The 26163-nt window shown below is 59.8% G+C and carries 21 protein-coding genes; 13 read left to right on the top strand and 8 right to left on the bottom strand.

What is annotated here, in order from left to right; all coding sequences use genetic code 11:
* Positions 1–32 precede the first annotated feature (32 nt).
* Positions 33–1238, top strand: a complete 1206-nt coding sequence (locus tag NKJ58_RS15390) for an ROK family transcriptional regulator (RefSeq protein ID WP_023817222.1) — start codon at positions 33–35, stop codon at positions 1236–1238.
* Positions 1239–1267: 29 nt separating this feature from the next.
* Here NKJ58_RS15390 and NKJ58_RS15385 read toward each other — a convergent pair whose 3' ends face one another.
* Together NKJ58_RS15385 and NKJ58_RS15380 are read right to left on the bottom strand one after the other, a co-directional pair.
* Complete coding sequence (locus tag NKJ58_RS15385) at positions 1268–2308, bottom strand: aminopeptidase (protein ID WP_502900878.1); 1041 nt, start codon at positions 2306–2308, stop codon at positions 1268–1270.
* Between the two features lie 238 nt (positions 2309–2546).
* Positions 2547–2780, bottom strand: coding sequence for a hypothetical protein (locus tag NKJ58_RS15380; protein ID WP_023671105.1), 234 nt, complete (start codon positions 2778–2780; stop codon positions 2547–2549).
* A gap of 185 nt (positions 2781–2965) precedes the next feature.
* Between NKJ58_RS15380 and NKJ58_RS15375 the strand changes: the two genes are divergently transcribed.
* Both NKJ58_RS15375 and NKJ58_RS15370 read left to right on the top strand, forming a co-directional pair.
* Positions 2966–4966 carry an AI-2E family transporter gene (locus NKJ58_RS15375; RefSeq protein ID WP_023686481.1) on the top strand — a complete coding sequence of 667 codons (2001 nt, stop codon included), beginning with the start codon at positions 2966–2968 and terminating at the stop codon, positions 4964–4966.
* 129 nt (positions 4967–5095) lie between these two features.
* Positions 5096–5254, top strand: coding sequence for a hypothetical protein (locus NKJ58_RS15370; RefSeq protein WP_023671107.1), 159 nt, complete (start codon positions 5096–5098; stop codon positions 5252–5254).
* 435 nt (positions 5255–5689) lie between these two features.
* Here the strand turns inward: NKJ58_RS15370 and NKJ58_RS15365 are convergent, their stop codons facing one another.
* A complete protein-coding gene (locus NKJ58_RS15365; RefSeq protein WP_023671108.1) occupies positions 5690–6058 on the bottom strand; it encodes a response regulator in 369 nt (122 codons plus the stop codon).
* A 155-nt stretch (positions 6059–6213) separates the two neighbouring features.
* Between NKJ58_RS15365 and NKJ58_RS15360 the strand changes: the two genes are divergently transcribed.
* From NKJ58_RS15360 to NKJ58_RS15350, 3 genes are all read left to right on the top strand, one after another.
* The gene (locus tag NKJ58_RS15360) at positions 6214–8007 is read left to right on the top strand and encodes a PAS domain S-box protein (RefSeq protein WP_023683170.1); all 1794 of its coding nucleotides are present in this window, start codon (positions 6214–6216) and stop codon (positions 8005–8007) included.
* A gap of 192 nt (positions 8008–8199) precedes the next feature.
* Positions 8200–8493, top strand: coding sequence for a hypothetical protein (locus NKJ58_RS15355; RefSeq protein WP_023704064.1), 294 nt, complete (start codon positions 8200–8202; stop codon positions 8491–8493).
* A gap of 408 nt (positions 8494–8901) precedes the next feature.
* Entirely contained in the window at positions 8902–13860 is a 4959-nt protein-coding gene (locus tag NKJ58_RS15350; RefSeq protein WP_352853418.1) for an autotransporter outer membrane beta-barrel domain-containing protein, read from the top strand.
* A gap of 904 nt (positions 13861–14764) precedes the next feature.
* Here NKJ58_RS15350 and NKJ58_RS15345 read toward each other — a convergent pair.
* Positions 14765–15163, bottom strand: a complete 399-nt coding sequence (locus tag NKJ58_RS15345; RefSeq protein WP_023683172.1) for a hypothetical protein — start codon at positions 15161–15163, stop codon at positions 14765–14767.
* Between the two features lie 509 nt (positions 15164–15672).
* Here NKJ58_RS15345 and NKJ58_RS15340 point away from each other — a divergent pair.
* From NKJ58_RS15340 to NKJ58_RS15310, 7 genes are all read left to right on the top strand, one after another.
* Complete coding sequence (locus NKJ58_RS15340; protein ID WP_023683173.1) at positions 15673–16125, top strand: BA14K family protein; 453 nt, start codon at positions 15673–15675, stop codon at positions 16123–16125.
* Between the two features lie 360 nt (positions 16126–16485).
* On the top strand, positions 16486–17733 hold the full coding sequence (locus NKJ58_RS15335; protein ID WP_352853416.1) for a tyrosine-type recombinase/integrase: 1248 nt from the start codon (positions 16486–16488) through the stop codon (positions 17731–17733).
* 123 nt (positions 17734–17856) lie between these two features.
* On the top strand, positions 17857–19686 hold the full coding sequence (locus NKJ58_RS15330; protein WP_352853415.1) for an ATP-dependent nuclease: 1830 nt from the start codon (positions 17857–17859) through the stop codon (positions 19684–19686).
* A 497-nt stretch (positions 19687–20183) separates the two neighbouring features.
* On the top strand, positions 20184–20669 hold the full coding sequence (locus NKJ58_RS15325) for a hypothetical protein (RefSeq protein ID WP_352768986.1): 486 nt from the start codon (positions 20184–20186) through the stop codon (positions 20667–20669).
* Between the two features lie 89 nt (positions 20670–20758).
* Positions 20759–21343: a recombinase family protein gene (locus tag NKJ58_RS15320; RefSeq protein ID WP_352853413.1), complete on the top strand. Its 585-nt coding sequence runs from the start codon at positions 20759–20761 to the stop codon at positions 21341–21343.
* Between the two features lie 60 nt (positions 21344–21403).
* Positions 21404–22189 carry a toll/interleukin-1 receptor domain-containing protein gene (locus NKJ58_RS15315; RefSeq protein WP_352853411.1) on the top strand — a complete coding sequence of 262 codons (786 nt, stop codon included), beginning with the start codon at positions 21404–21406 and terminating at the stop codon, positions 22187–22189.
* A 149-nt stretch (positions 22190–22338) separates the two neighbouring features.
* Positions 22339–23070, top strand: coding sequence for a hypothetical protein (locus NKJ58_RS15310; RefSeq protein ID WP_352853409.1), 732 nt, complete (start codon positions 22339–22341; stop codon positions 23068–23070).
* 136 nt (positions 23071–23206) lie between these two features.
* On the opposite strand, the gene NKJ58_RS15305 is transcribed toward NKJ58_RS15310, so the two are convergent.
* The 4 genes from NKJ58_RS15305 to NKJ58_RS15290 form a co-directional block, all read right to left on the bottom strand.
* Positions 23207–23788 (bottom strand): hypothetical protein, encoded by a 582-nt coding sequence (locus NKJ58_RS15305; RefSeq protein ID WP_352853407.1) that lies wholly within the window; start codon positions 23786–23788, stop codon positions 23207–23209.
* A gap of 137 nt (positions 23789–23925) precedes the next feature.
* Positions 23926–24270 (bottom strand): hypothetical protein, encoded by a 345-nt coding sequence (locus tag NKJ58_RS15300; protein WP_352853405.1) that lies wholly within the window; start codon positions 24268–24270, stop codon positions 23926–23928.
* 196 nt (positions 24271–24466) lie between these two features.
* Entirely contained in the window at positions 24467–25897 is a 1431-nt protein-coding gene (locus NKJ58_RS15295; protein WP_352853403.1) for a virulence-associated E family protein, read from the bottom strand.
* Positions 25882–26112: a hypothetical protein gene (locus NKJ58_RS15290; RefSeq protein WP_352853401.1), complete on the bottom strand. Its 231-nt coding sequence runs from the start codon at positions 26110–26112 to the stop codon at positions 25882–25884. Before NKJ58_RS15290 ends, NKJ58_RS15295 begins: the two co-directional genes overlap by 16 nt.
* Positions 26113–26163 lie beyond the last annotated feature (51 nt).

Raw genomic sequence — 26163 nt, 5'->3', positions numbered from 1 at the left:
GAGCTATCAGTCAACGATGTTTATGTTGAGCCATGACAAAACCTTCGCTTAGAACCTGGCTGATCGACAGACCCTCCGCGTCGCCGGAGAGCATGATCGTGCGCTGCCTGAGCGAGCGCGGCGCACTCTCCGCGTTGCAGATCGCACGCGCCACCGGTCTGGCGCGCTCGACGGTGTCAACCGCGCTTAACGGCTTGAAAAAGTCTGGAATGGTGATCGAAGCCCCGACCAGCCGCGACGGCATCAGAGGCATCGGCAGGCCAGCCGCGGCGGTGACGCTCAATCCGACAGCGGGCACCTGCGTCGGCATTCACCTGGCTCTTCAGCAGATACGGCTCATCGTCGCCGATGTCTCGCATTCCGTCATTGCCGAACAAAATATTCCAATGGCGCTGGACTACCAGCCGCAACAGGCGGCCCAGGCGGTCAAATCGGCGATTGCCCAATCCTACAGGGAAAACGGTCTGCCGGTAGCGGGGCTCCTGGGGGTTGGTGTCTCCGTCTCCGGCCCTGTCAGCCGCGATGGAGTGGTGCTGCGCGCCAGCATGGTTCCAACATGGGCCAGCGTCAACATACGAGATGTGTTCGGACCCGTCCTGGAACAGCCGATCTTCGCCGACAACGAGAGCAACTGCGCGGCCATTGCCGAGCTGATGTGGGGTGCGGCCGTCGGCCAGGACGATTTCGTGCTGTTCAAGATCGATCTGGGTGTCGGCGGCGCCATTGTCCAGCATGGCCGGCTGGTGACGGGCGTCGCAGGCGGCGCCGGCGAATTCGGGCACATCAGCATCGATCCCGGCGGCGACCTTTGCCGCTGCGGCAATCGCGGATGCCTGGAGCTCTACGCGAGTTTTACCCGGCCGCTGGAACAGATTTCGCGTGTCGTTGGGCGGCAAGTCACCATGGACGATGTCATCGCCATGGCCGAGCAGGGCGACGTCAGGGCGTTGCGGATGATCGAGGATACCGCCGAGATCGCCGGCCGGGGTCTCGGCCTGATCGGCTCGGTGCTCAATCCGCCGCTTATCATCATCGGCGGCCACATGGCTTTGGCAGGGGACATTCTGTTGACGCCGCTGATCGCGTCCTATGAACGCCACACGCTGATCAAGTCCCGGGATGTCGCTCCCGCGCTGCGCACGCGCATCATCGTTGGCAGGCACACCGAGAACGATGCCTTGCTGGGCGCGGTCGGCCTCGTTTTGAGACACCAGACGAAGGAACTGTCGCTGGGGTGATCATCAGGACCTGCCTGTGCTTGTTCAAGTCAATTGCACGTGTCGGCAGCCTTGAGCGCTTCGGCGCGGGACGATTTGGGCAAATCCGCGATCCGCCGGACAGAAGCGTAAAACCTTGGATAGTCGCCCGAACACAGGTCGAACAAGCGAAGAAAGGCCGGAACCTGTTCACCGTAGACAGAAGTTGCGGCGAGCTTGGCGTTGTTGATCGGGGCAGCGAACCAGGCGTCGTATCCCCGGTATCCCGCCCAGTGCCTGTCGCGCATCCGCCGATAGCGCATCCGCAACCGGTCGATGGTTGCTGCCTTGGCGGCCGCCATCTTTTCCGGGGTGCGGGGACTACCATAGACCTGCCTTAACTCGTCGCGCGTCTTCGCCACCAGTCCAAGAAAATCGGCGCTGCGCTTGCGATCGGCTTCGTAGCGGCGCAATCCGGCCCGGTCGCCGGCGGCGCGGAGCCATTTCCTGACGCCGCTGGTTTCGACGGCAACGGCGAACGCCTCGTTGAATGCGGAATCGCCATCCACATAGAGGCGCTGATGCGCCAGCTCATGAAAAACAAGGCTGGCGAGATAGGTGTCGTCCTGACGCAGCATGGTGCTCAGCAGCGGATCACTGGACCAGCCAAGCGTGGAATAGGCGGTGACGCCCGAGACATAGACGTCCAGCCCCTGTCTTTGAAGTTCGACAGCGTTCTCAGTGGCGGATTTCAGGGAGAAGTAACCCCGGTATGGAACGCAGCCGAAGACCGGAAAGCACCATGTTCGTGGCGCGAGCGAGAATTGCGGCGCGGCAAAAACGGCCCAGGTCACGGCGTCGCCATGGATGTCGACATAGCTGCGGTAGCTGTTGTTTTCGGGCAGTGCCAGCTCATCTGTCGCAAACCGTCTTATGGCGCTGGCCGACGTCAATTTGGCGCGCAATGCTTCAGGCGTCGAAGGATCACGGATGAGTTTTGCAATATTTTTGCGGGCGGCCATGATCTGCGCGTGACCCTGCAACGACTGCGCGTAGTAGGAAATGCTCGTGCAGCCGGTCGCCCCGGACGCCATGACGACCGCGGCAAGCATCCGAAGAACGCGCTTCACTGTTTGCCCACCCTTGCCCATCTCCCCATGCAGCAAACGTCCTGGTCACCCTCAAACAGGAGGCACCGGTTTCCGTCAAGAGCTGCTGGGGTAGGGGGCGACACCGACCTGGGCAGGGCGATGCGGCCATTCGCCTACGATTGACGAAAGTCCGCCGCAGGGCGGAGCGAGCGAGATACGGACCGTCCGTCGAGGCGCGGTTCCCCCAAGCTGCCGCGCGCTACTGGTCCGAAAATCTCACGCTCACGCCGCGCTGGCGAAAATAAGCCTGCATCAACTTACGGCCCGAGCGGTTGTTCTGCGCCAATTTTGCCGGATCGAACACCGCCTGTTTTGCGCCCTCTCGTGTCAGCGCTGCCTTGAGCGTCGCGATATGGGCGTCGATGTCGGCATTGTCCGCCCGCAGCGAGGCATAGATACTTTCGGTCGCTTCGGCCACAGTCGGTTCGCTCACAGATGTCGTCCTTTGGTTGGTTGGGCGGCGGCTTTACCACAGATTTGCGGCTCCGACGATATCGACTGAACCGTCGGAGCACAGCGCCCAGGGCGCAAAACCGCAAAACGTATGTATTCGGCCCTGCTAAACATTGCCCGGCAGGCGAATGGGTCTAACTATCGCTAGGAAACGGGGGGAATCACGTGGCTGCCAATCGTCGAAACGACATCTCATCGTCCGAGCGGGGGCTAGGACGGATTCTTGCGGCAGGCAATGCCCATCCGCGCACAGCTCTGCCTACCGTGGCAACCATCGTCACGACAGTAGCTGCGCTGTATTTCGGTCGTGAGGTGTTCCTTCCCATTGCCATCGCGCTGCTTTTGACCTTTGCGCTGGTGCCGATGGTCTCCGCACTGAAGCGTGTCGGCTTGCCTCGGCTGCCCGCAGTGCTTCTGAGCGTGATTGGCGCATTCGCGGCCCTGGGCCTGTTCAGCTTCATTGTTGCGACCCAGGTAAGCGAGCTTGCTCAGAACATTTCCGTCTACCAGACAAACATTCTGACCAAGGTACGTTCCCTCAAGGAGACGGGCGTTGGTGGCGGCATAATTGCCAGGCTGAGCGGGGTGATCGAGCGTGTCGGTCAGGAGATCGACAAGCAGGATGTGGCGCCGCCTGCGGCCGACAAGCCCCGGCGCGAGCCTGTTCCCGTCGAGATCGTCGCCCGCGAGAGACCTCTGGAGGTATTGCAGAACATCATCGGACCGTTGATCAGCCCGCTGGCATCAGCTGGCCTGATCATCATCGTCGTCATCTTCATGTTGCTTGAGCGCGAGGATCTGCGCGACCGGTTTATCCGCCTTGTCGGCTATGGCGACCTCCATCGCACAACGCAGGCATTGCAGGATGCCGGCAAACGGGTTGGCCGCTATCTGATCATGCAATTGGTGGTCAATATCGTCTACGCGATACCAATCGCAATTGGCCTTTGGGTGCTCGGCATTCCCAACGCGCTGCTGTGGGGGTTGCTGGCACTGGCGCTGCGCTTCGTTCCCTATATCGGCCCTGTTATCGGCATGCTGCTGCCCTTGTTTCTGGCCTTGGCGGTTGCGCCCGGCTGGTCGCTGGTGCTGTGGACCGCCGCACTGTTTGTCGTCATGGAATTGGTAACCGGCAACGTCATCGAACCGTGGCTCTATGGCTCGCGCACGGGACTTTCTCCTTTGGCAATCATCGTTGCGGCAATTTTCTGGACATGGTTGTGGGGGCCGCTCGGCCTGGTCCTTTCGACGCCGCTGACAGTTTGCCTCGTCGTCCTCGGGCGACATGTTCCGCAGTTCGAATTTCTCGACGTCCTGTTTGGCAACGAGCCCGTCCTTGAATCTCACGCCCGGCTCTATCAACGGCTCCTGGCCGGCGATCCCGACGAGGCCACTGACCATGCCGAGGAGATCCTCGAGGAGAAGTACCTGATCGATTTCTACGACACTGTCGCCATTCCTGCTCTCCTGTTGGGCGAGCAGGACCGCATGCGTGGCGTGATGGGCGATCAACAGCGAAGGCAGGTGGCGGCGAGCGCCCAAATTCTTGTGGCAAATCTTGCCGACGATGCACAGGAAGAGGCAAGCGAGGAAGATGCGCCGGCAACCACCGCGGAAGGGAGCGCGAGCAGGGAAACAGATGGCGTCGAAGAGGAAGAGATCGAGTTGCCCGACGGCAAGGACATGTCGGTGCTTTGTGCCGGCGGTCGCGGCGAACTCGACGATGCCGCTGCCGCCATGCTCGCTCAGGTGCTGGAGGTGCAAGGTGCTACGGTGGCGAAGGCCAGTTTTGTCGATATGGAGCCGGCAGGTATTCGTCGTCTCGAACTAGAGGCGATCGACACCGTCGTGGTCGGTTTCCTGAACCGGGATTCGCTCAAGCATGCCCGCTTTCTGGTCCGGAGACTGAAGCGCGCCAAGGCAGGTTTGAGAATTGGGATTGTGTTCTGGTCAGACGCGGAGCAGGGCGATGTCGGGCAAGAAAGGCAAGCTTTGGCCGCCGACATCAGCGCCGATTTCGTAGCGCACGGCATGGTCAACGCTGTGCTTGGCGCACTTTCTCCAGCGCCGGCCGTTCCCCTCAAAGTCGTTTCGAAACGCCGCGATCGACGCCGTCCGGCCCCTCGAAAACGGATCCCGGCCCAGGCAACGGCCGCAACAGCCTAGCCGCACCGCCATGTCTCAGATTGCCGCGCCGGCGCTGGAATGCCTGGTGCGACGGCAAGATCGTCCCCACTCGCAAACCATGGAACAATCTCGCGGCCTTGCGGTTCCTAACATCGAAGGAGAACCCCCATGCTTAGATTCCTTATCCGCCTCGGCGCGATCTACGCGGCGTTCCAGATCGGCCGAGAGTTCGGCCGCAAGGAGACCGAAATCATGCTCCTGCCGCCGCCCGTTGACTACGAGCGGCAACCGACGTCAAGAAACGAAACCGATTTCGGAGAGGCATAGGACCGGTCAATCTGTCTGGTCGATCTGGCCCATGCTGGCGCCGTCCCTGCGCGGGGCGCTTTATCGTACGAACGGACCCGGCCACTTGGCTGTTGCCAGGATCGTTTCTGGCAACGCAATAATTGAGCCGCTATCTCTGTCGCTCAAACGCGGCACAGCGAGGTTGACCGTGCGTCGAAGAATGAGTCTCAGATCCTGGCGTTGAGCCGATGGAGAAGGCATGATCAGCACGGGCAAGGACGAGCACAACCCTAAGAAAGTGGAAGGGAATGAAGCACTGGTGCTGTCAACTGCCAAAGAGACCGGCATCACCGAGGATCAAGCGCGCGACCTTGTTCGCCTGATCGGCACCGGCCGCAATTCGCTGCTCCGTGAGGCACGGCAGCTGCTCCGGCAGCGCCTGGCTAGTTTAGACCGAAGGTGCTCAGAGCACGGCTATCCCGTCGCCTTCTGCTGCCCGGCGGTCATCGCTTTGAGAGCCCGGACCACCTCTGCAGGTCCGGCGGGTTTCATCACTCTTACGCCGGACGAGAACGCTTCGGGGGTTTCCTCGAGCCCCAGGCCGGAATAGACGATGAAAGGAACCGCCCGCCCTGCCAAGGTTTTTGCCGCGTCAACAGCCTCGCCGTCCGACAGCCTGACGTCCAGGATCGCTGCGGCGGGGGTATGGTCCGCAAGAAAACGTTTCGCCTGGGAACATGTCGCCGCCAATGCCACGGCAAAGCCCGCCTCCGAAAGAGTGGACTCCATATCCAGTGCTATCAAGGCTTCGTCGTCGACGACAAGGACCAAGGGTTTGCCCATGCGCGGATGATCGCACGTTTGTAGATGGAAGACGAGTCGAGGCTACGACCCTTTTAGGGTCCGGTTCCCGTACGCAGCGGGTCGAGACCGCGAGCAATGGGAACCAACTGATCCAAGCCGCATTATATTTGGTTGGACTGGACAAGGTGTTTGGGATGCATGAAGCAACACAGGCGAATGTTGTCGCCTTCGAAAACCCGGGGGTGTCCAGCAATGACGGTCTGGATTTCGATTACAAGGATTTCTTCGAAAACGGCGCCGTTGCCCTCCATCTGGTGAACGCAGACGGCGTAATCGTGCATGCCAACCAGGCTGAGCTCGACCTTCTCGGCTATCCCGCAGAGGACTACCTCGGTTGCCACATCGCCGAGTTCTATCCCGACCGGGACGTCATAGAGGACATTTTGGGTCGCCTTGCCAATGGCGAGAAGATCGTAAGATATCCGGCGCGATTGAGGGCCAGCGATGGATCGATCAAGCACGTCGAAGTCACCTCAAGCGGACATTTCCGGGACGGCAAGCTGATCAACACCCGGTGCTTCACGGTCGATGTAACCGACTTGGTGCACACCCGCTCGGAGCTCAGGCAGCATGACAGTACCTATCACCAGATACTCGACGGCCTACCCGTCGCCATCTACACGACCGATCAGGATGGGACGATCACCTACTACAACCGCGCCGCGGCCGATCTGGCAGGCAGGGAGCCTGAGGTCGGCAAGGATAAATGGTGTGTGACGTTCAAGCTGTTCAGTGCCGACGGCAAGGAATTGCCGCACGATGAATGCCCGATGGCCATCGCGCTCAAGGAGAACAGGCCGGTCCGCAATCAGCAAGCTGTTGCGCAGCGTCCCGATGGATCGTTTTTTCCGTTCCTGCCCTACCCGACACCGCTGCGGGACGAGCACGGCGCTCTGATTGGCGCCGTCAACATGCTGCTGGACCTGACGGACCGCCAGCGTGCCGAAGAAACCAGGCAGCACCTGTCAGCGATCGTGGAATCCTCATTTGACGCTATCGTCAGCAAGGATCTCAACACCATCATAAAAAGCTGGAACCACGGCGCCGAACGGCTTTTCGGCTATACCGCCGACGAAGCGATTGGCCGGTCGGTGACCATGCTGATCCCCGAAGACCATCAGGACGAGGAACCCCGCATCCTCCAACGCATTCGCCGCGGCGAGCGCGTCGAACCATTCGAAACGACCCGCCTGCGCAAGGATGGCAGCCTGGTTCCGGTTTCGCTGACGATATCGCCCGTGCGTAACGCAACTGGGCAGATCACCGGCGCATCGAAGATAGCGCGAGACATCACGTCGGCGAAGGAGAATGAATACCGCATCCGCATGCTGATGCGCGAGGTCAACCACCGGGTGAAAAACCAGTATTCGGTCATCCTGTCGATGATCCGGGAGACCAACAAGCGATCGGAGACGCCAAAACACTTTGAAACCCAGGTGCGCGAGCGCATCATGGCGTTGTCGCGATCTCACGACCTGCTTGTTTCGGCGGATTGGAAGGGTGCCACGATCAGCGACCTCTTGGCGGCCCAGGTCGAGCCTTTCCCGCGGGGGGATGTGATCGAAATGTCGGGCCCATCATTGGTGCTCAGTCCCAACGCAGTTCAGTATCTCGGGATTGCCTTCCACGAACTGGCGACCAACTCGGCCAAATACGGCGTGCTCTCAGGGGACAAGGGCCGGATTTCGGTCACATGGGGCATCACCGGTTCCGGTGCTTCGAGGCTCTTTCACCTCACCTGGGCCGAATCCGATGGTCCGCAGGTTCAGACTGTCGGACAAGGTGGCTTTGGAACCGTTGTGCTGAAGCGGGTTGCGCCCGCAGCGGTCAGTGGGCAAGGAATTCTCGAACACGGTCCGCATGGCATAACATGGAGCCTGGAAGCGCCTTTGGTTTCCGTGGCAGCTTCTGCCGACCATGAAGCTTAGAAGCAGGAAGCAGCCCTGCAACGAGCATTCGTCAATTGGAAGCCCTTGATGCGGCCTTTGCCGAGCGAAAACCCCGTTTCCGCTAAAGATCGCCAGAGCCATTGCTAAAGTCGGCAGAGCAAATCACCGGCAGAGGGCGCATTTCGTTGCACGGAACGGGACAGGACCGGCGTAGCCAGAGGCGAGGTAACTATGGACATCGACGAGTTCCGTGCGACCCTTCAGGGTGTAGAGCCCCCGGCGAATCTTGGGATGGCGCTCCACGCTCTATGGTGGGATAGACAGGGCGATTGGGAGCGGGCGCATGAGTGTGTGCAGGCCAACGAATCTGATCCGGCCTCTGTATGGGTTCATGCCTATCTGCACCGCAAAGAAGGCGACCTTTCTAATGCAGCCTACTGGTACCGCCGCGCCGGGCAGCCTGTGGCAACTGGCAAGCTAGACGCAGAGTGGGAGTCGATTACAGAATCACTTCTTGCAGGATAGTGAGGGTCGCCCAAGGGGCAGCCTAGCGCCTCATCGCCCCGTAGAGGCGAAACTCACCTCCGCCCGATGGGATCGGCTGGGCCCAGGAGGTCCGAACGTTTCCGCATAAATTCATGCAGCGAGATTGTTCTCGCGATTCCGTAAGGTCTCTGTTTAATAAGCTATATCTAATATTGACTATTTTCTGTCGCTCAAAAGTCGCAGACTTCATTTTACTGATCACCGTTAGCTTCTTGGTAGCTCTCACGACTATAAACTTCTTGCGGGCGAATAGCTTTCATGCTGCCTTCGCGCACTCAGGAATCAGGGAGCTTAGGCATGGCGGAGCGGATTGCGCGTGATGGGTTTTGGGTTTTGCATCTCGCGCGCTTGCCGCAAGTCGTGTCGCTTCGCTCCGGCACTTCCGCCTTGACGATCCTAACTGTTGCCCTTGCGCTGAGCGCCGCGCCGGCTCGGGCCGATGGCGGCAATGGTAGCAGCGCAGGCGCTGGACAAGGTGGCGTTGACGGCGCGCTCGCGAGTGCCACGGGTCAGAATGCCGCCAATGGCGCGACCGCTGGTGGCGGTGGTGGCGGCATTGACCTCACGACGGGTGACGGGGCGCCAGGAGGATCGGGAGCGGTAAGTGGGACAGCCAACAACCCAAATGGCGTTGCCGGTGCCACTGGTGCTACGGGTCTGGTCATCTCGACAGACGGGACCATTGCAACCAGCATCAGCGGCGGGGCCGGCGCTTTGGGCTCCCCTGGCACGAATGGCGTCGTCAGGAGCGGCGGCGGTGGCGGTGGCGGTGTGGGCGTCAGTGCCACGGCCGACGTTACAGTCACTGGCACAGGATCGGTGAGTGGTGGCACTGGCGGCCGAGGTGGGACCAATGGCAACAGCGGCAGCGGTGGTGGCGGCGTCGGCATATTCTCGTCCGCAAACGTGTTTGTAGAGGCGGGCGGCAGCGTTACCGGCGGCACGAGTCTTTCCACAATTGGGGTCCAAGCAGGTGGTGGCGGCGGCGCAGCTGCCATCGTCCTGATGGGCGGCGGGACAATCCAGAACAGCGGGAATCTGCTCGGGGGTGCCGGTGGAAGAACAGTTCTCGGCGGCGGTGGGGACGGTGGCGCCGCTGTTCTGCTGCTTTCAGGTGGAACCGTCATCAACAAGCTAGGTGCGACGATCGTTGGCGGCAGTGGCGGTCAGGGCTCCTTGGCAGGCGGCGATGGCGCCGCAGGGATCAAGGGCGCCAACATCGCGGTCATCAATGCGGGTACGATCAGCGGCGGTGCCGTCGGCACCGGTGGCGGAACGCCGGCGGCCGGCAAAGCCATCCAGTTCACCGGCGGCGTCAATTCGCTGGAGATTCAGGCCGGCTCCACCATCACAGGCAATGTGGTCGCTTTCAGCGCCGCGGATACATTCAAGCTGGGTGGCGATATCAGCGCCAGTTTCGGTGTGTCGCAGATCGGCGCTGGCGCCAAATATGACGGGTTTGGGTTCTACGAGAAAACCGGAAACAGCACCTGGACCCTAACGGGGACGACAACTGCCGTCACGCCTTGGACCTTGTCCGGCGGGACCCTGCAAATTTCGAGTGACAACAATCTGGGCGCCCTCTCGGGCGGCTTGACCTTCGACGGCGGCACGTTGCGCACGACCACCAGCTTCGCCACCAATCGCAATGTCCTGATCAATTCGACCGGCGGGTTCGACACGGTGGCAGGCACGCAGTTGGACGTGTCAGGCCAGGTGACCGGCACCGGCACACTGGTCAAGAGCGGCGCCGGCACGCTCAACGTCAGCAATTTGTCCAACAGCTATACGGGTGGCAACATCGTCAATGCAGGAACGCTTGCCGGCAACACCGTGGCGATCCGTGGCGACATCCTGGACAACGGCGCTGTCTCGTTTCTCGACCTCGGCCCCCACACCTTCGGCGGAAATATCTCCGGCTCGGGCAGCGTCGACATCGAAGGCTTCGGCACGCTGACGCTGACCGGTGCCAACACCCACAGCGGCGGCACCAAGGTCGGGACCGGCAAAAGCATCTCGGTCGCGTCGGACCAGAATCTGGGTGCCGCTACGGGCCTGCTGACACTCGACGGCGGCGAACTCGGCACGACAGCAAGCTTCGCCATGAGCCGCGATGTCAAGCTCACTTCCGCCTATGGCTACTTCCGCGCGGCGGCGGGTACGACGCTGACCGCTAATGGCGAGCTGAGCGGCGTGGGCGGCGTCTACAAGGAGGGCGCCGGCACCCTGGTGCTCAACGGCGACAGCACCTATTCCGGCCGCACCACGGTCGACGGGGGCAAGCTCGTCGTCGAAGGTTCGCTTGGGAATACCGAAACGACGGTCAACAGCGGCGGCACGCTGGGCGGCTCCGGCTCGATAGGCGGCGCGGTGATCGTCGCCGATGGCGGCGTGCTGGCCCCCGGCTCCAGTCCGGGTACGCTTACGGTCGGATCGCTCAGCCTGAGCTCCGGTTCTATGCTCGACTACGAGCTCGGCCAGGCAGGAATTGTCGGCGGCGGTGTCAACGACCTGATCGAGGTGACCGGAGCGCTGACGCTGGACGGCAGCCTCAACATCACCGATGTAGGCGGCTTTGGCCCTGGCGTCTACCGGCTCATCAATTATGGCGGCGCCCTCACCGACAATGGTCTCGAACTCGGCAATCTGCCGGCCGGCGTCACGGCGGCCGATTTGACGGTGCAGACTTCTGTCGCCAACCAGGTCAATCTTATCAGCAGTGTCGGTAACGACCTGTTGTTCTGGGACGGTGACGCGGCCGGGAATGCCAACAACGATCTGGTCGACGGCGGCAACGGCACGTGGACGGCGACAAGCCTGAACTGGACGACGAGCACCGGCCTGGTAACTGGCGCGATGAAGCCGCAGCCCGGCTTCGCCATCTTCCAGACGCTCGGCGGCACCGTCATCGCCGACGGCAGCGCCGGCGCGCTTGCGATTACGGGCATGCAATTCGCCGCCGATGGCTACCGCATCGAAGGCGAAGCCATCACGCTTGATGGCGCTGGCGGCGAGAGCATCATTCGGGTCGGCGACGGCACGGTGGCCGGAGCAGGTTACACCGCCACCATCGCCTCCGTGCTAACCGGGACCAGCAGCCTGACCAAGACCGATGCGGGCACGCTGGTGCTGTCCGGCGCCAACACCTACACGGGCGGCACCACCGTCCTGGGCGGCGTGCTATCTGTTTCAGCCGACAACAATCTCGGCGTTGCCGCTGGCGGCCTGACGCTCTCCGGCGGGACGCTGCGCAACACAGCGGCGTTCAGCTCGGCGCGCGACGTCACGCTTTCGTCGGCCGGCGGCACCTTCGACACTGTGGCCGACCTGACCTTGTCCGGTGCGATCTCTGGCGCTGGCAGCCTTGCCAAGACCGGCGCCGGCACGCTGACGCTTACGGGAACGAACAGCTATGGCGGCAACACGTTGGTCAGCGCTGGCACGCTGGTCGGCGATGCAACCTCGATTCGTGGCGACATCGGCAATTCCGGCACTGTCGTGTTCGACCAGGCGGCGGACGCCAGCTTCGCCGGCGATATCTCCGGCACCGGCGCAATGATGAAGGATGGCGCCGGCGTGCTGACGCTGTCAGGCACGTCGCTGCTGGACTGGACCGTCAATCAAGGCGGCCTCGTCTCGGCAGCCGAGCGCTTCGGTGGCGATGTCGCGATCGGCGCCGGCGCCTCCTTCACATTCGACCAAGTCGCCTCCGCCAGCTATGCCGGCGTGCTCTCGGGCGCCGGTACGTTCATCAAGGACGGCCAAGGCACGCTGCTGCTTGCGTTGGACAACTCAGGCTTTACCGGCGCCACTACGGTCAGCGGCGGCACGCTTGCCGCGGGCGCTGCGAACGCGTTCAGTTCCTCCTCGCAGTTTTCCGTCGCCTCGGGCGCCACGCTCGATCTTGCCGGCACGTCCCAGACGATTGCGGGGCTGAGCAACGCCGGAACGGTGCGCATCGCGGGTGGCGTCCCAGGCGACACACTTACCGTAAGCGGCGACTATGTCGGCAATAGCGGCGCCGTCGTTCTCAACGCTGCGCTCGGTGGTGACGGTTCGCCGACAGACATGCTGGTGATCGCCGGCAACACGTCAGGGACGGGTACCCTTCAGGTCGTCAATTTCGGCGGGTCGGGCGCCCAAACGGTCGGAGGCATCAAGGTCGTCGACGTCGGCGGCGTCTCGAACGGCAGCTTCTCGCTCGACGGCAATTATACCTTCGAAGGCGATGCAGCGGTCGTCGGCGGCGCCTACGCATACAGGCTCTACAAGAACGGCGTCAGCACACCGGCCGATGGCGATTGGTATCTGCGCTCGGCCCTGGTCAACGGCGATCCCGATCCGCAGCCGCTCTATTCGCCCGGCGTGCCGCTGTACGAGGCCTATGAAGGGGTGCTGCAGGCGTTCAATGAACTGGGCACCATGCAGCAACGCATTGGCAATCGGTCGTGGGGCGAGGGTGCTACGCCGCAAGGTGCGGACCTGCCAGGCCAGGGCTCGGTCGACGGCAAGGCGATATGGGCGCGCATCGAAGCTGCCCATGCCGAGATCAAGCCGGAGACGTCGACCTCCGGCACGAACTATGACGTGACCACCTGGAAGCTGCAGGCCGGCGTCGATGGCCTGCTGCACGAAAGCGACGCCGGTACCCTGATCGGAGGGATTACGGCCCACTACGGAACCGCGTCGTCGGACGTGTCCTCGATCTTCGGGGCAGGGTCGATCGCTGCCACCGGCTACGGCGTCGGCAGCACGCTCACCTGGTTCGGCAGCGGTGGCTTCTACGTCGACGCGCAGGCCGAGGCGACATGGTATGACAGTGACATCCGCTCGGCCACGCTGGGCACCACGCTTGCGGACGGCAACAACGGTTTCGGCTACGGGCTGAGCATCGAGACCGGACAGAAGATCGCCCTCAACGGCAACTGGTCGCTGACGCCCCAAGCCCAGCTTGCCTATTCGTCGGTCGACTTCGACACGTTCACGGACCCGTTTGGCGCCGTCGTGTCGCCCGGCAGCAGCAACAGCCTCGTTGGCCGCCTCGGCCTCTCCGCGGACTATGAAGACCAGTGGGTGGACGATGCCGGGCAAGTAAGCCGCACCCACATTTACGGGCTCGGCAACCTTTACTACGACTTCCTCGACGGAAATGATGTCGATGTCTCTGGCACGAAGCTGGTCAGCGAAAATCAGGCGCTATGGGGCGGTGTCGGCCTTGGTGGCTCGCTGAGCTGGGCGGACGGCCGCTACGCCGTCTTCGGAGAAGGGACAGCGCGGACAAGCCTCAAGGATTTTGGCGATAGCCACGCCCTGGGCGCCAAGCTCGGGTTCGCTGTGAAATGGTAGCCGCGACCGAGATGGACATGTCGACCTTGGCTTGAGCGTCGTGTCCGGCACGGCTATGGAATCCGGACTTGCGGGCCACCCGGCTCGTCGCTCTCGGACGTTTCCTTACCGGCTGCCGGCATCAAGTACCAGGCTCGCATCCGAAGCACCCTGGCGCTCGATCACAGGGATGCCAGCGCGCTGGACATGCGCTCCAGCCCTTGGCGCAACAGGGGACGCGGGCAGCCGACATTCAGGCGGATGAAGCCTTCGCCGCCAGGCCCATAGACGCGGCCGTCGTAGAGATTAACCCCGGCCCGAACTGCTGCTGCGGGTAGCCGGTTGATGAACTTGCCAGCCGAAAGCGTTTGCGCAAGGCAAAACAGCCGGTCGGCCCCGCGCCTCTTTCCCCTACGCAAGAGGTGCGGGCGATGTCGCGGGCTTCAGTCCTTGTGCGGGACGATATAGCGACGGCTCACCGAATCCGCCCCTGTGCCCCGCGTGACGACAATGGTCCTGTATCCCGCGGGAACGGAACCTGTAGCCATCGGATCGATTAAACGGCATCGACCGACAATCTCTCCGTTGGGCGCGTCCGCGAGCCTCCTCGCTAGCGTCAACTGGCATGTGTCAAGGGATCCGAAAACGGCCGGTGATGTACCGAGTGGTTCGCAGACTCCCTGGCCGGGGCTGCAAGAAAGCAAAACTAGCACAGCAGCCGTTACCGGATCCATTTTTGAAGCTCCCTCCGCGAATGAGCCTCAACGCGCTATGTCGCAGTTTGTTTCATTAAGCCCGGTTGTGCCGAGCCCGGCCAGCAGGGGCAGGAAGCCATGCCCACTATATCGCGCTGCCGGAATCGCCAGACGCCGGCAGCAACCAGCGAGATGACAAGGCGCGGATGTAGAGCGGGACGAAGCTTATATCAGTGGTGGGTCTTTCGATCCGCCAGCGTAAGCGCTTCGTCTATTTGTTGGCGCAGGCGGGTGAGGTCGTCCAACCGAAAATCAAGCGGCAGTTCCGCTCCACTCTCCAATCGGAGAAAGATGGCTACAGTGCCGTCCTCTTTCATGGCCAGTTGAGTGCTCGTTATAGAAATGCCCTGCAGTTTTGGTGTCATTTCGGCAGGAAGAGTGGCGACGAGCTTTCCCATCTCGACCGAGAGGGCAGCAATTGCCAAAGGAACACATTGTGCGGAGAAATCGAGTTGGAATCTCTTTGTGTCGATTGATCCAAATGTGACCGACACCGTGCCTAAGGCGGCGTCGATCCCAGATGCTAAAACTACATCCAGAACCGGAGCCTTCATAACCGTGTCCGCCATGGCGTTCCCCCGCTTTGTTGAATCGCAGCAAATCATCATCCCTGCGCCGGCACAAGGACACGCCCAACGCTCCCCGCCAACCATGGGATCTACGCCTTGTCGACAAGTCGCGTCTTCCGCTTCGGCGCTACGTAGCTCTCCACTAAGCGAGCGTGGAAATTCGAACTCGGCGCAATGATAACCCACAAAGACCAAATCTTGCCGTCTATGGTTATGGGAGGGGTTAGGACCAGCAAGGTCCGCGGGATTTGCGGCGTGCGATCCTTCATGAACGTGGATCCCAATCGGGATAGATCTTGGCGGACAGCCTAAAGCCGATTGATGACGAGGCATGGGCGCATTGCATTCTGACTCCGGAGATGGTTGCGAAGCTCTCCGCCTAACCGCTCCGCATCGCAAACGACAGAACCCCGCCAAGTGTGGGGTTTTGTTGTGGCAGGCGGGCGGAACCGGAACGCTCTTAAACCGTTTAAAGCCCATAAGGGACGGCAACGGAAAGATAGAAGATCATGAATAAGATTGTATCGGGTATGCTGGCGGCCACGCTGTCAGTTTCGTTCGCGGCCACCGCCGCTGTGCCTGCAGGTGCAGCGCAAATGTTCACGCCGCAGGCGCCTTCGGCGTCGTCCGATGTGCAGGCGGTGGACTACAAGCCGTGGATGAAGCATCGCGGCGATCGCAATTTCTCGCGCTACAACAATGACGGCCCCTACTGGAACGGCCATCGCGGCTCGCGCCATTACCGACACGGCTATCGCCGCCACGGCGATTTCTGGTTCCCCGCCGGAGCATTCATTGCCGGCGCCCTGATTACCGGCGCGCTCAACAACAACCATCGCGTCTACCGGGGTGGCGATTCGCATGTGCAGTGGTGCTACGATCACTACCGCAGCTACCGCGCCTCGGACAACACCTACCAGCCGAACTACGGCCCTCGTCGGGAGTGCAATTCTCCCTACTGAGATTTTTAACCGAAATGAGAACCCCGCTTCGGCGGGGTTTTTCTTTGTGTGAGGCGTGACGGCGAATTAGGGTTACGAGACCCGACATCGCTGTGAGGGATAAACAAATGCTCCGCCGCCACGAGACTCAAGATATCCGGCTGGGCAAGGTTCCGATCAATGGCGATGGCGGAGAGAGCGTCCGTCCGCCGCACTCACGACAGGTTCCGCCGAGTTCCGAAAACGCAACAAATACAACGGAAAAATAGCCAAAATCGACCCGAAGAGTTCTGCCTAATTCCGGCCAAATCCAATGCTTGTTTGTGGGTTGGATTGTAGGTATGTTTTGCCCATCACAAAACAATAGTGTTGGGCGGGCGTATGGCCAGGTCGATCAACAAATTAAGCGCCGTCGAGGTGGCGAAGAAATCCAAGCCCGGCACCTACGGTGACGGCGGCGGCCTTTATCTGCAAGTGGCGAAGAGTACCGCGAAGGATGCACAGGAGGGCGACGTCACTAAGTCCTGGCTCTTCCGCTTCATGCTTGCCGGCAAGGCCCGGTACATGGGGCTTGGCGACGTTCAAACTTTCAACCTTAAGGAAGCGCGGGAGAGGGCGCGAGCGGCAAGGCAACTCGTGTCAGACGGCAAAGACCCCATCGAGGAGCGCCGCGAGCGTACCGCCACTCTACGTGCCGACGACGCCAAGCGGATCACGTTCAAGCAGGCTTCCGAGCGCTACATTGCCGCGCAGAAGGCGGGTTGGAAGAATGCGAAACATGCGGAGCAGTGGCGGAATACGCTCGCAACGTATGCGTGGCCGGTGATCGGTGACTTGCCGGTGGCGAAGGTAGACACCGCGCACGTCATGCAAATCCTAGAGCCGATTTGGACCACAAAAACCGAGACCGCCACCCGCGTCAGAGGTCGCGTCGAATTGGTGCTGGATTGGGCGAAGGCCCGGCACTTCCGCAGCGGCGACAACCCAGCCCGGTGGCGCGGCCACCTCGATAAGCTGCTTCCGGCGCGGTCGAAAGTCGCCAAGGTCGAGCACCACGCGGCGATGCCGTACTCAGAGCTTCCCGCATTCATGTCTCAGCTCCGGTCAATGGGAAGCATCTCGGCCCGTGCCCTTGAGTTTACTGTCTTGACAGCTGTGCGCACGGGCGAGGCTATCGGGGTGAAGGTGGGGGAGGTCGATTTCTCCAACAAGCTCTGGACGATCCCGGCCGCACGCATGAAGGCCGACCGCCCGCACCGCGTCCCGCTCTCGGATCGCGCGATCGAGATATTGAAGAACGTTCCACGCGAGGCGGATAGCCCCTACCTTTTCCCCGGCGCCCGAACCGGAAAGCCGCTCAGCAATATGGCGATGCTGGAACTCCTCCGGGGCATGGAAGGAATGGAGGGCCTAACTGTCCACGGCTTCCGCTCGACGTTCCGCGACTGGGCAGCCGAGCGTTCGAACTTCCCGCGCGAACTCGCGGAGGCGGCGTTGGCGCACGTTCTCTCAGACAAGACGGAGGCGGCATACCAGCGCGGCGACATGCTGGAGAAGCGCCGGAGGCTGATGACGGCGTGGGCAGGATACTGCAGCACGGCATCAACAAAGGCTCAAGTCAGCGCATGAGTTTGCGATAGTTCGAGAGTCCTCCTTTGAGCGCCGCAAGACGTAAAGTCTAAGCTGAGGTCGATGCGGCTTGTGTCGCTAGTTCTAAAATGGTTGGGTGCTGCTGATTGGGGGAAGCGCCGCATGAAGATCAACGGTTTCCAGCTTGCAAATTACAGCAGCTTTTCGAAAACAGGTTTGGTTGCTCTAGGACCCGGTATCAATATCGTTGTGGGAGAGAACAACGCTGGCAAAAGCGCAATACTACGGTCCCTCTATGGAATCGAAAATTTGCCGCATCGCAGCCCGACCGAATTCCGGCCTGAGCGTCTGGGCTCTTCGAGCATCGTTCTGGATATTTCGCTGAGCGGCGACGAAATTAAAAGTTCGTGGCTGAGGCACGCTGATGCCATCTATTGGAGCTTACCTTCCTCTGAGGTGTCGTCTGCGCAGGCCACTATGGATGAATTTTTAGAAGCTAAAGAGATCAGGCTATTAGTACATAAAGTGTCCAACAAAATTTCTCCGATGAATCGCCCTTTTAGATATAAGCCCGCATCATCAGAGACGAGCGTTTTGTTTAAAAAGGAAAATGGAAATATTGTTTATGTTGCAGGAAACAGTGGTCCAGATAGTACTAGCAGTCTAATTAACGCCGCATGGAGTGACTATTTATTCATGTTCGACGCTCAGCGGTTTGGATTGGGTCGATCAGCGTTTGGCTATCATGAGCGAATGAGTAGCAAAGCTGAAAATTTGCCGGGTTTCTTGAGCAAAATACAAGGAGAAAACACAGCGATATTTTTCAAGTTGGTCTCTCATATCCGCGAGATTTTTTCGACCGTCGGGAATCTTAGTGTCAGGCCGACCCGTCAAAATGAGTTTGAAGTACTTGTTTGGCCCATCGGCGAGCAGATTTATCCTGAATTGAGCGTAGGATTGAACGAGTCAGGCACCGGCGTTGCACAAGCAATCGCGATATTGGCGGTGGCGATGACTCTCAAAGAAGCCGTGATTATCATCGACGAAATTAGCAGCTTTTTGCATCCTGCTGCCGCGAAAACGCTGCTGCGTATTCTGCAAACCAACTATCCTCAACACCAGTACATCATATCCACCCATTCTGGCGAAGTGCTTAGCGCCAGTACTCCGTCAACAGTTCACTTTGTTCGCAAGTCTGGTTTTGAATCAGCGATTTCTCCTGTGGACCTTGCGAGATTAGAAGATCTCCGGATGGTTACCGGCCAACTTGGCGTTTCGATGACAGATGTTTTTGCAGTCGATCGGATCATATGGGTGGAAGGGCCGACCGAGGAACTTTGCTTCCCTTATGTTTACACCACCGCCGTAGGCCCAATGCCCCGTTCAACGATGTTTGTGCCCTTGATCGCAACAGGTGATTTTAGCAAGACTGGCACTCGACGCGATCTGGTACTGGACATTTACAATCGTCTAAGCGGTGCTGCGCAGCGCCTAGTCACATCGGTCACATTTAGTTTTGATTCCGAGGACCTCTCTCCGCGCCAAAAGGCAGATTTGCTTCGACGCGCCGGCGCAAATGTACGTCTGCTTCCACGTCGGCACTTCGAGTGCTACTTGATCGATCCGGACGCCATCGCCGCATTATTGTTAATGCACGTACCTGACCTGCCTGGCAGCCACCTAAGCAAAGGGATTGAGGACTCCCTATTATCGCTAGGCGGCGATCCAGCGTTCAAAGCTGAAAAATCTTTCGCACAGGATTTGTATGACCCGAAGTGGCTAACTCAGGTTGATGCAGCAAAACTCATCAAGCGCGTTTGCTTGGACGTAAGCGAACAGCGCTTTGAGTTTTCAAAAAAGCTCCACTCTTTGGAATTGCTAAAATTTAGAATGGCGTCCCAAACGGTAGCGGGTGATCTCATAGAGTTGGTCGACTACGTCAGAACCCTAGTGGACGAGTCGCAAGATCAGCAAACTGCTTCGACTGCGTAAACTGCACAAAATTTGCGAAGGACCTGGTGGGGGGATGGGCAGGGGTGGCATCAGCGAAAGCCCCTCTGCGACAAATGAAAATGAGGGGGGTGGGGTGCTCAAAAGGCCATATCGATGTACGCCCCGCACATGGTCCACAACGCGCGGCGACGTTGGCCCGGTCAATCGGTGCGCCAATGCGTTGAACGCGCGTCCACGGCCCGCCCCCGGCCACGCCGGCATGGCCACCCGACCCGCCATCCGCCGTGATCACAACACGCCACGTTGAGCCATATCCCAGGCCTCCCGATCCCGCGCCATGCGTGTTCAAAAAACCCCTCCGAAATGCCCGCGCCAAAAGGGCGGAAATCCGGGCTTTTGAGCCCGTCATTTTTGCGTTCAAAAACCATTTGTTTTTCGCACATTGCGCTTGACTGCCGCGCATAGTAGAGGGATATTTTTCGAGTAAATTCAGCCACTTAACGCGGCGCAGCCGCACCATTGAAGGAGATACACCTATGCAAGTAGTGCGCACGTTTTCACATCGCGAGTTCGGCCATTTAGGCGAGGCCACTTTGGCCGTCGAAAAGGGCAAATGGACGTTGGACGGCCAAGCCCTTCCTGACGCCTCGGTTGAATACCTGATGGGCTTCGCGCTCCAATCTCTGCAGGACGCATACGCGGGCGCGAAGAGTCAGGAGGCGGCCAGCGCCGCTTTCGATGCCAAGCGCAAGCGGCTGATCGAGGGCGCGATCGGCAGGACGGCTGGTCCTGCGGAAGAGCCGCACGTTCGGTTCATCCGCCAGATGGTTCGCAACGCGCTCAGCCCCGAGAGCAAGGCTCGGTATGAGCAGACCGACGCGAAGGACCGGAACAAGTTCCTCATGGGGCTTTTCACGGGGCTTCCCAACGCTAAACGCGACCGCCTCGACGCTCAGGCTAGGACTGCCCATCAGGCATCGCTTGCCGCCAAGGCTGCGACCGAGTTCGAGCTAACCATCTAACCGGCGCATCGCGAATGTTCAGCTGGGCGGCTCGTGAAAGCTGGCCGTCCGGTTGAACGCTATGCCACATCATGGAAAGGGCGAACGCCATGCGCGCCGCACTCTATCTTCGCGTATCGACCGACCAGCAGACCACCGACCGACAAGAGCGCGAATTGCGCGAAGTTGCGGGCCGCACCGGATGGGAAATTGTCCAAGTCTACCGCGACCACGGCGTTAGTGGAGCAAGCGCCAAGCGCCCCGCCTTCGAAGCGCTGTGCAAGGACGCTGCCCGCCGCCGCTTCGACATCGTGATGGCGTGGAGCGTTGACCGGTTGGGCCGCTCACTTCAGGGCCTCGTAGCTTTCCTCTCCGACCTCCACGCCCTCCGCGTTGATCTCTTCCTCCACCAACAGGGCATCGACACGACAACCCCGGCGGGCAAGGCCATGTTTCAGATGATGGGCGTGTTCGCTGAGTTCGAGCGCGCGATGATAAGCGAGCGCGTCAAATCAGGGCTGAATACGGCTCGGGCGAAGGGCAAGAGGCTTGGCCGTCCTCGCGTGGCTAAGGCGACGGAGGAGGCAATCGCCCATGATGAAGGAAGCGTTCGCGCCCTCGCGGCTAAGCATCGCGTGAGCGTTGGCACTGTACAGCGGATCAAGCACCAAGACGGGGGTAAACCCTCGCCATAACAGGCAGGCTATTTCACCCGCGCTGCTAGTGCGCTACAAAACAAGCCGGAGGGGTGAAGAATGAAGATATTTGCCAGTTGGTCCGGCAACCAAAGTCGGCTGGTAGCGCAAGCGCTTAAGGCGTGGCTGCCCAACGTTCTGCAAGCCGCAGATGTTTTCATGTCGTCACACGACATTGCCTCGGGCGATCGGGGCCTTAACGCGCTACAGTCCAATCTCAGCGAGCGCGGATTTGGCATCGTAGTTTTGACCGAGACGAACTTTAAGGCCCCCTGGGTCTTGTTCGAGGCTGGTGCGCTTTCGAACACACTGCCGGGAAGAGTTGCACCTTTACTCTGTGATATGCCTGAGCTAGCCCTTGTCCAGAGCCCATTGAATCAATTTCAGCACAACAAATTCGACCGAAGCGGCATCCTGAAATTGGTTAAAGACATTAACGTTGCATCGCCAGTGCCTATCGATGACGCGCGGTTGAGTGGGGCGTTCGACAAATGGTGGCCCGATCTGGACGCAGAATATCGGAGAATTCCTGTTGATCAGCAGACGGACTCGAAGGCCGATCGACCGCGTTCCGAGGACAAGGACAACATACAGGCGGCTTTGGCACAGATAATGGTTGCCCAATCGCAGCAAGCACGGGCGCAGAACGATCTGCGAGCGATGTTAGTGAAGGCCCTCAAGGTTGACGATGCCCATTTCAGCTTTGGCGCTGCAACTCCAACTGTCCAGTCCGTTTCAGAAGAACTCGCAGCGATTGCTCAGCGGTCTAACCCGGCTGAAGTCTTCACCGCTACGAGCGTACGTCGCTCCCCCATCGTAGAACCTCGACGCAAGTCAAAATTCTAGGCCGTCGGTAAGTCGTGTTGCACGCCTGCATAGATGCTAGTCGAGCCACTTCCGGCGTGTTTGCAATTGCCGGCGTCGCCTACCACTCCAGCAATGCGTTCAAAGCCTCCAGAAAGTGGGATCGGCTTATGAAGGGTAGGGCCTTTCATATGACCGACCTGAACGCCAGAGAGGGCGATTTCAAGGGGATATCTAAAGAAGAAGTGGCTGAGATAATGAAGGGCGCTGTGGCCATAGTTAGGCAGCACGCGTCCTACATCGTTTCGGTCTCCTGCAACTCGAGTCTCATCTCTGAGCAGTTCCCAACCAATTCCAATGGCGGCAGGGAAAGTGAAGAGATGCGCAATGCATTTCGCTCCCCCTACGGTGCGATGTGCCACCTGTGTATGTGGGCACTTGGTGAGCGCGCTGCCATGATCAGTCGGAAGCCGTTCATCTCATACGTCCTCGAAAGCGGTGATGAGGGTCAGAAGGGATTGGTCCGCTACGCAAAGTTCGTTCAGGGCGAGTCTATCGCCGGTCGGATTCTTATCGATAGATACTCGCTTGCGGAGCTAAAAACTTCAACCAAGGCGGATATGGAGGGCCTTTTTCATTCCGCCGATTTGGTCGCTTGGGAATGGGCGAAGCATGTAGACCGACAGCTAACTGGCAAGCCTATGCGGCAGTCCCTGTTGGCCCTGACCGGCAAATCAGAGGCAATCGAGGACAATTTCGGTATAACGCTCAAGAAAGGAAGCAGGTTCTTATTTCGATATTTCAACGAGGCCCACGTTGACCGATACGTTCGCGTTCTGCGGGAAATGATCGAAGCTAAAAGCAGTGGCGAGGTCGATGCCTCACTTGATCGATGGGACGAGACCCGCCCCAAGTGGCCTTGATGTCATGCGGGTGCCGCTTTCGAGTTAGTCGCTCCTCCTGTCAAAAAATCCGACCCGATTTCCGTCCTTATCTCTGATGTCGCCCATTTCTTCACCGCTCTCGAGCGGCTGGTCGAGATCAGGTTCGTCAAACGAATTATTTGCCGGAATGAATAGGTAAAACGTTATGTAAGCCTGGCAATTTTTTGTCGTTTCCTGAAGTAACAAGAAATTCCGGAAAATTGAAGGCGAGTAGCTCTGGATAGGGCTGCAGATGCGTGTTATCGCGATGAACATACAGATGAAGAGCCAAAAGCCCTGCAAGTGCTTGAACCGTATTGTTCAAGTTAGCTTGATGGAAATTGTCGACCCTATCATGCTTCACCGCGTTGTAGGCCTTCCACCAGTCCGGGGAAGTTGGTTCAGCCTGCCCCCAAGCGCCCCAAGGTCGAAAAGACATTTGGTAGCGAGGGATGTCGATTTCGATTTCATGCATTCCTATTAAAGCGCCGGTTATCTCCGTTCTATAGTGGATGATGTTGTACGCGCTGGAGCTAGGATCTAGCGATCGGCAAAGTGCCTTCGCTACTACGTCTACCTCACTGCCAATTAGCAAGAGCAACTTGGCAAATTCGTTCGAGAACGTCTGGCCGTTCACAGTTGTGAGCTCGACATAGTTTATCGATCGCTCGAAATCGCGCTCAAGCGACAGAAAATAGTGCCACGGGCTCAGGTCCATTTCGCACTCTTAAAGGAGTTCAGCGAACGACGGACCGCTCAATACACCTTACGCACATCTAATTCCATTTCGAGCCAAGTCGCGGCTCCATTTCTTGGTCTCGTCTAAAATGCAATCCGCGCTTAGCGCGGTGCTGTCTAATTCACCGCCTTCCGCTTCGCCTCCACCCGCAACCGCGCCGCCTCCAGCCGCAGGCCGAGCCCCTCCATAGGGTCCGCGCCCTTTGTCGTTCCGGGGGACACCCGCCGCGCCTCCACCTTGCGGAGCAGCTCGAGCGCTTTCAACTGCAAGCCAACGTCTTGCTTTGAGTCGTGGGCCACGCCCATCAAGAATTGGTAGGTCAGGTCGAAAACCTCGGGCGGGGCCTCATACTCAATGATCGCCTTGGCCGCGTCGATGGAGCGCGGGATCAGCACTTCTGGTGAAGTCATTATGTCGAGCAACTTTCGCAATGCTGGGCTGATTTCGGCGTCGTCTTTCATTTCGTCCTCGTTTGGGTAGTCAGGCAAAGCGGTAGATGCGGTAGCGGGGCGGTAGCGGCGTAAATGTTTGTTTTTGAATGGCTTCTACCGCTTCTACCGGTTCTACCGGTCTAATTCCGTTGTGAATTGGAATGGTGATCCGGGGAAAGGCTCCATGGTGCTACCGGTAGCGACCGGTAACACCGGTAGCGCCATATCATTCGCTCAACGTCAGGGGCGCTCTCCAGTAGCCCTTCACATTAGCGCCATCGAGCCGGAGGACCTTTGGGCCACTCCAGCCAAGCTTCCGCATGCAATCGCCGAGGCGCCGGTAGTCGGCCATCCGCGCGTGGCGCATCTCGATGCCCATGACTTTCTCGAAGACCGCCTGGGTTGAAATCCGCAGTTCGCCCTCCGCAATCTTCGCATGGGAGGGAAGGGCGCTCAGCAGCACGTCCTCCCACGGGTCGCCCGACACCCTTTCAGCCTGCCGTTCCGCCGCCGCTGCCCAAAGCCTTTCTGGGATGGAAATCGGGTCGGGGGCCTCCCGTTCCGCCACCGCAGCCTCGGCCCAAAGCTGGGGCATATCTTCAGCCAGGCCTTGCAGATCAATCTTGCCTACTGCCACTGGCCAGAACCTCCGGTTTCCGGTCGCGTCGTGGAGATACTGAGAGTCATTGGTCGTGCCGATGAAAATGCACCGGCGGGGCATCTCCTCCACAGAGCGCCCGAACGCTGGCCGCCCCCGATCATGAGTCTTCGAAACGAACTGTTTCACTCCCCTGATGTCGGCATTCCGCAGACCCGCCAGTTCGGGGAGTTCGACAATCCATTTACCCTGCAGGAGCTCCTGTTGCTCCTTGTAACTCACACCAATAGCGATTTCGTCGGAGAAGAAATCTTCGCCCCCGGCCATGATCTTCAGAACACTCGACTTACCGCGCCCCTGCGGGCCTTCCAGCACCAGCACGCAGTCAAATTTGCAACCGGGGCGGCGCGCCCTTCGAACGGCAGCAATCAAGACCGCTCGCGCGAAGGCCCGATTAAGTTCGTTATCATCTGCGCCCAAATACGCGCTCAACCAAGTATCGATCCTCGACACCCCGTCCCACGGAAGCGCCTCGATCCTATCGAGCACCGGATTGAAGGAATTCTCTTGCGCCAGAAGGCGGATCGCGTCCCGCGTGTGCGAGGACTCAGGATCGAAACCAAGCGTCTCTATCACCGCGCGACGCACGTGCAGCACGATGTCATCCATCGTCACCCCGAGCCGCCCTTCCAGGCCCTCGCATATGACCTTCTGTCGGAACTCATCGAACCGAAAAATTACTCCAAGTTTCCGAATGGCCATCACCGCATTGTCCAGTGAAGCCACAATGCCGCTGGGATTTCGGACGCGACTAAGTCCCGATGTGGCATCCGCCGTCTTGGCTGGGGCAGAGACTGCGGACGCCTGCTGCTTTCGGGTCAGTTGCTCCGCGAACATCTTTACCAGAGGTCCGTTGCCGCGCCCCGTCGGCTGTTCTTGCCCGCGTTCAAACGCCCTCCATTCCGCCTCGGTCTCCGCCGTCAGCGCCGCCAGATCCTCCTCCGTGAGCGGCCCCACCACTTCCCAATCGAAATCCTCCGTTTTCATCGCTTCGCGCATTGGCCCAATCTCCTCTGTTCCCTTTCAAGCATCACGGCCAATCCGCGCAGGAGCAGTTCCCGCGCTCGCGCCGTCCGTGGCAACTGAATGGTTTCCACGAGTTCCAGCGCCTCGAAGATGGGCTGCCACGCTGCCACAAACGCCTCATCAATCGGCGGGTCTGGCGGCGGCTGCCGCGCCGCCCGCACTTCATTGAGGTTGATTACCGTTCCCATTTCCTCGACTCCTTCAGGTCGCGAGCGCAGGAAGATCTCTCGGCCTCACCC

The organism is Mesorhizobium sp. M0139, from assembly GCF_040322455.1.
Taxonomy (GTDB): Bacteria; Pseudomonadota; Alphaproteobacteria; order Rhizobiales; family Rhizobiaceae; genus Mesorhizobium.
The sequence above is the reverse complement of the archived record's forward strand: the minus strand, read 5'-3'. Positions and strand labels throughout refer to the sequence as shown.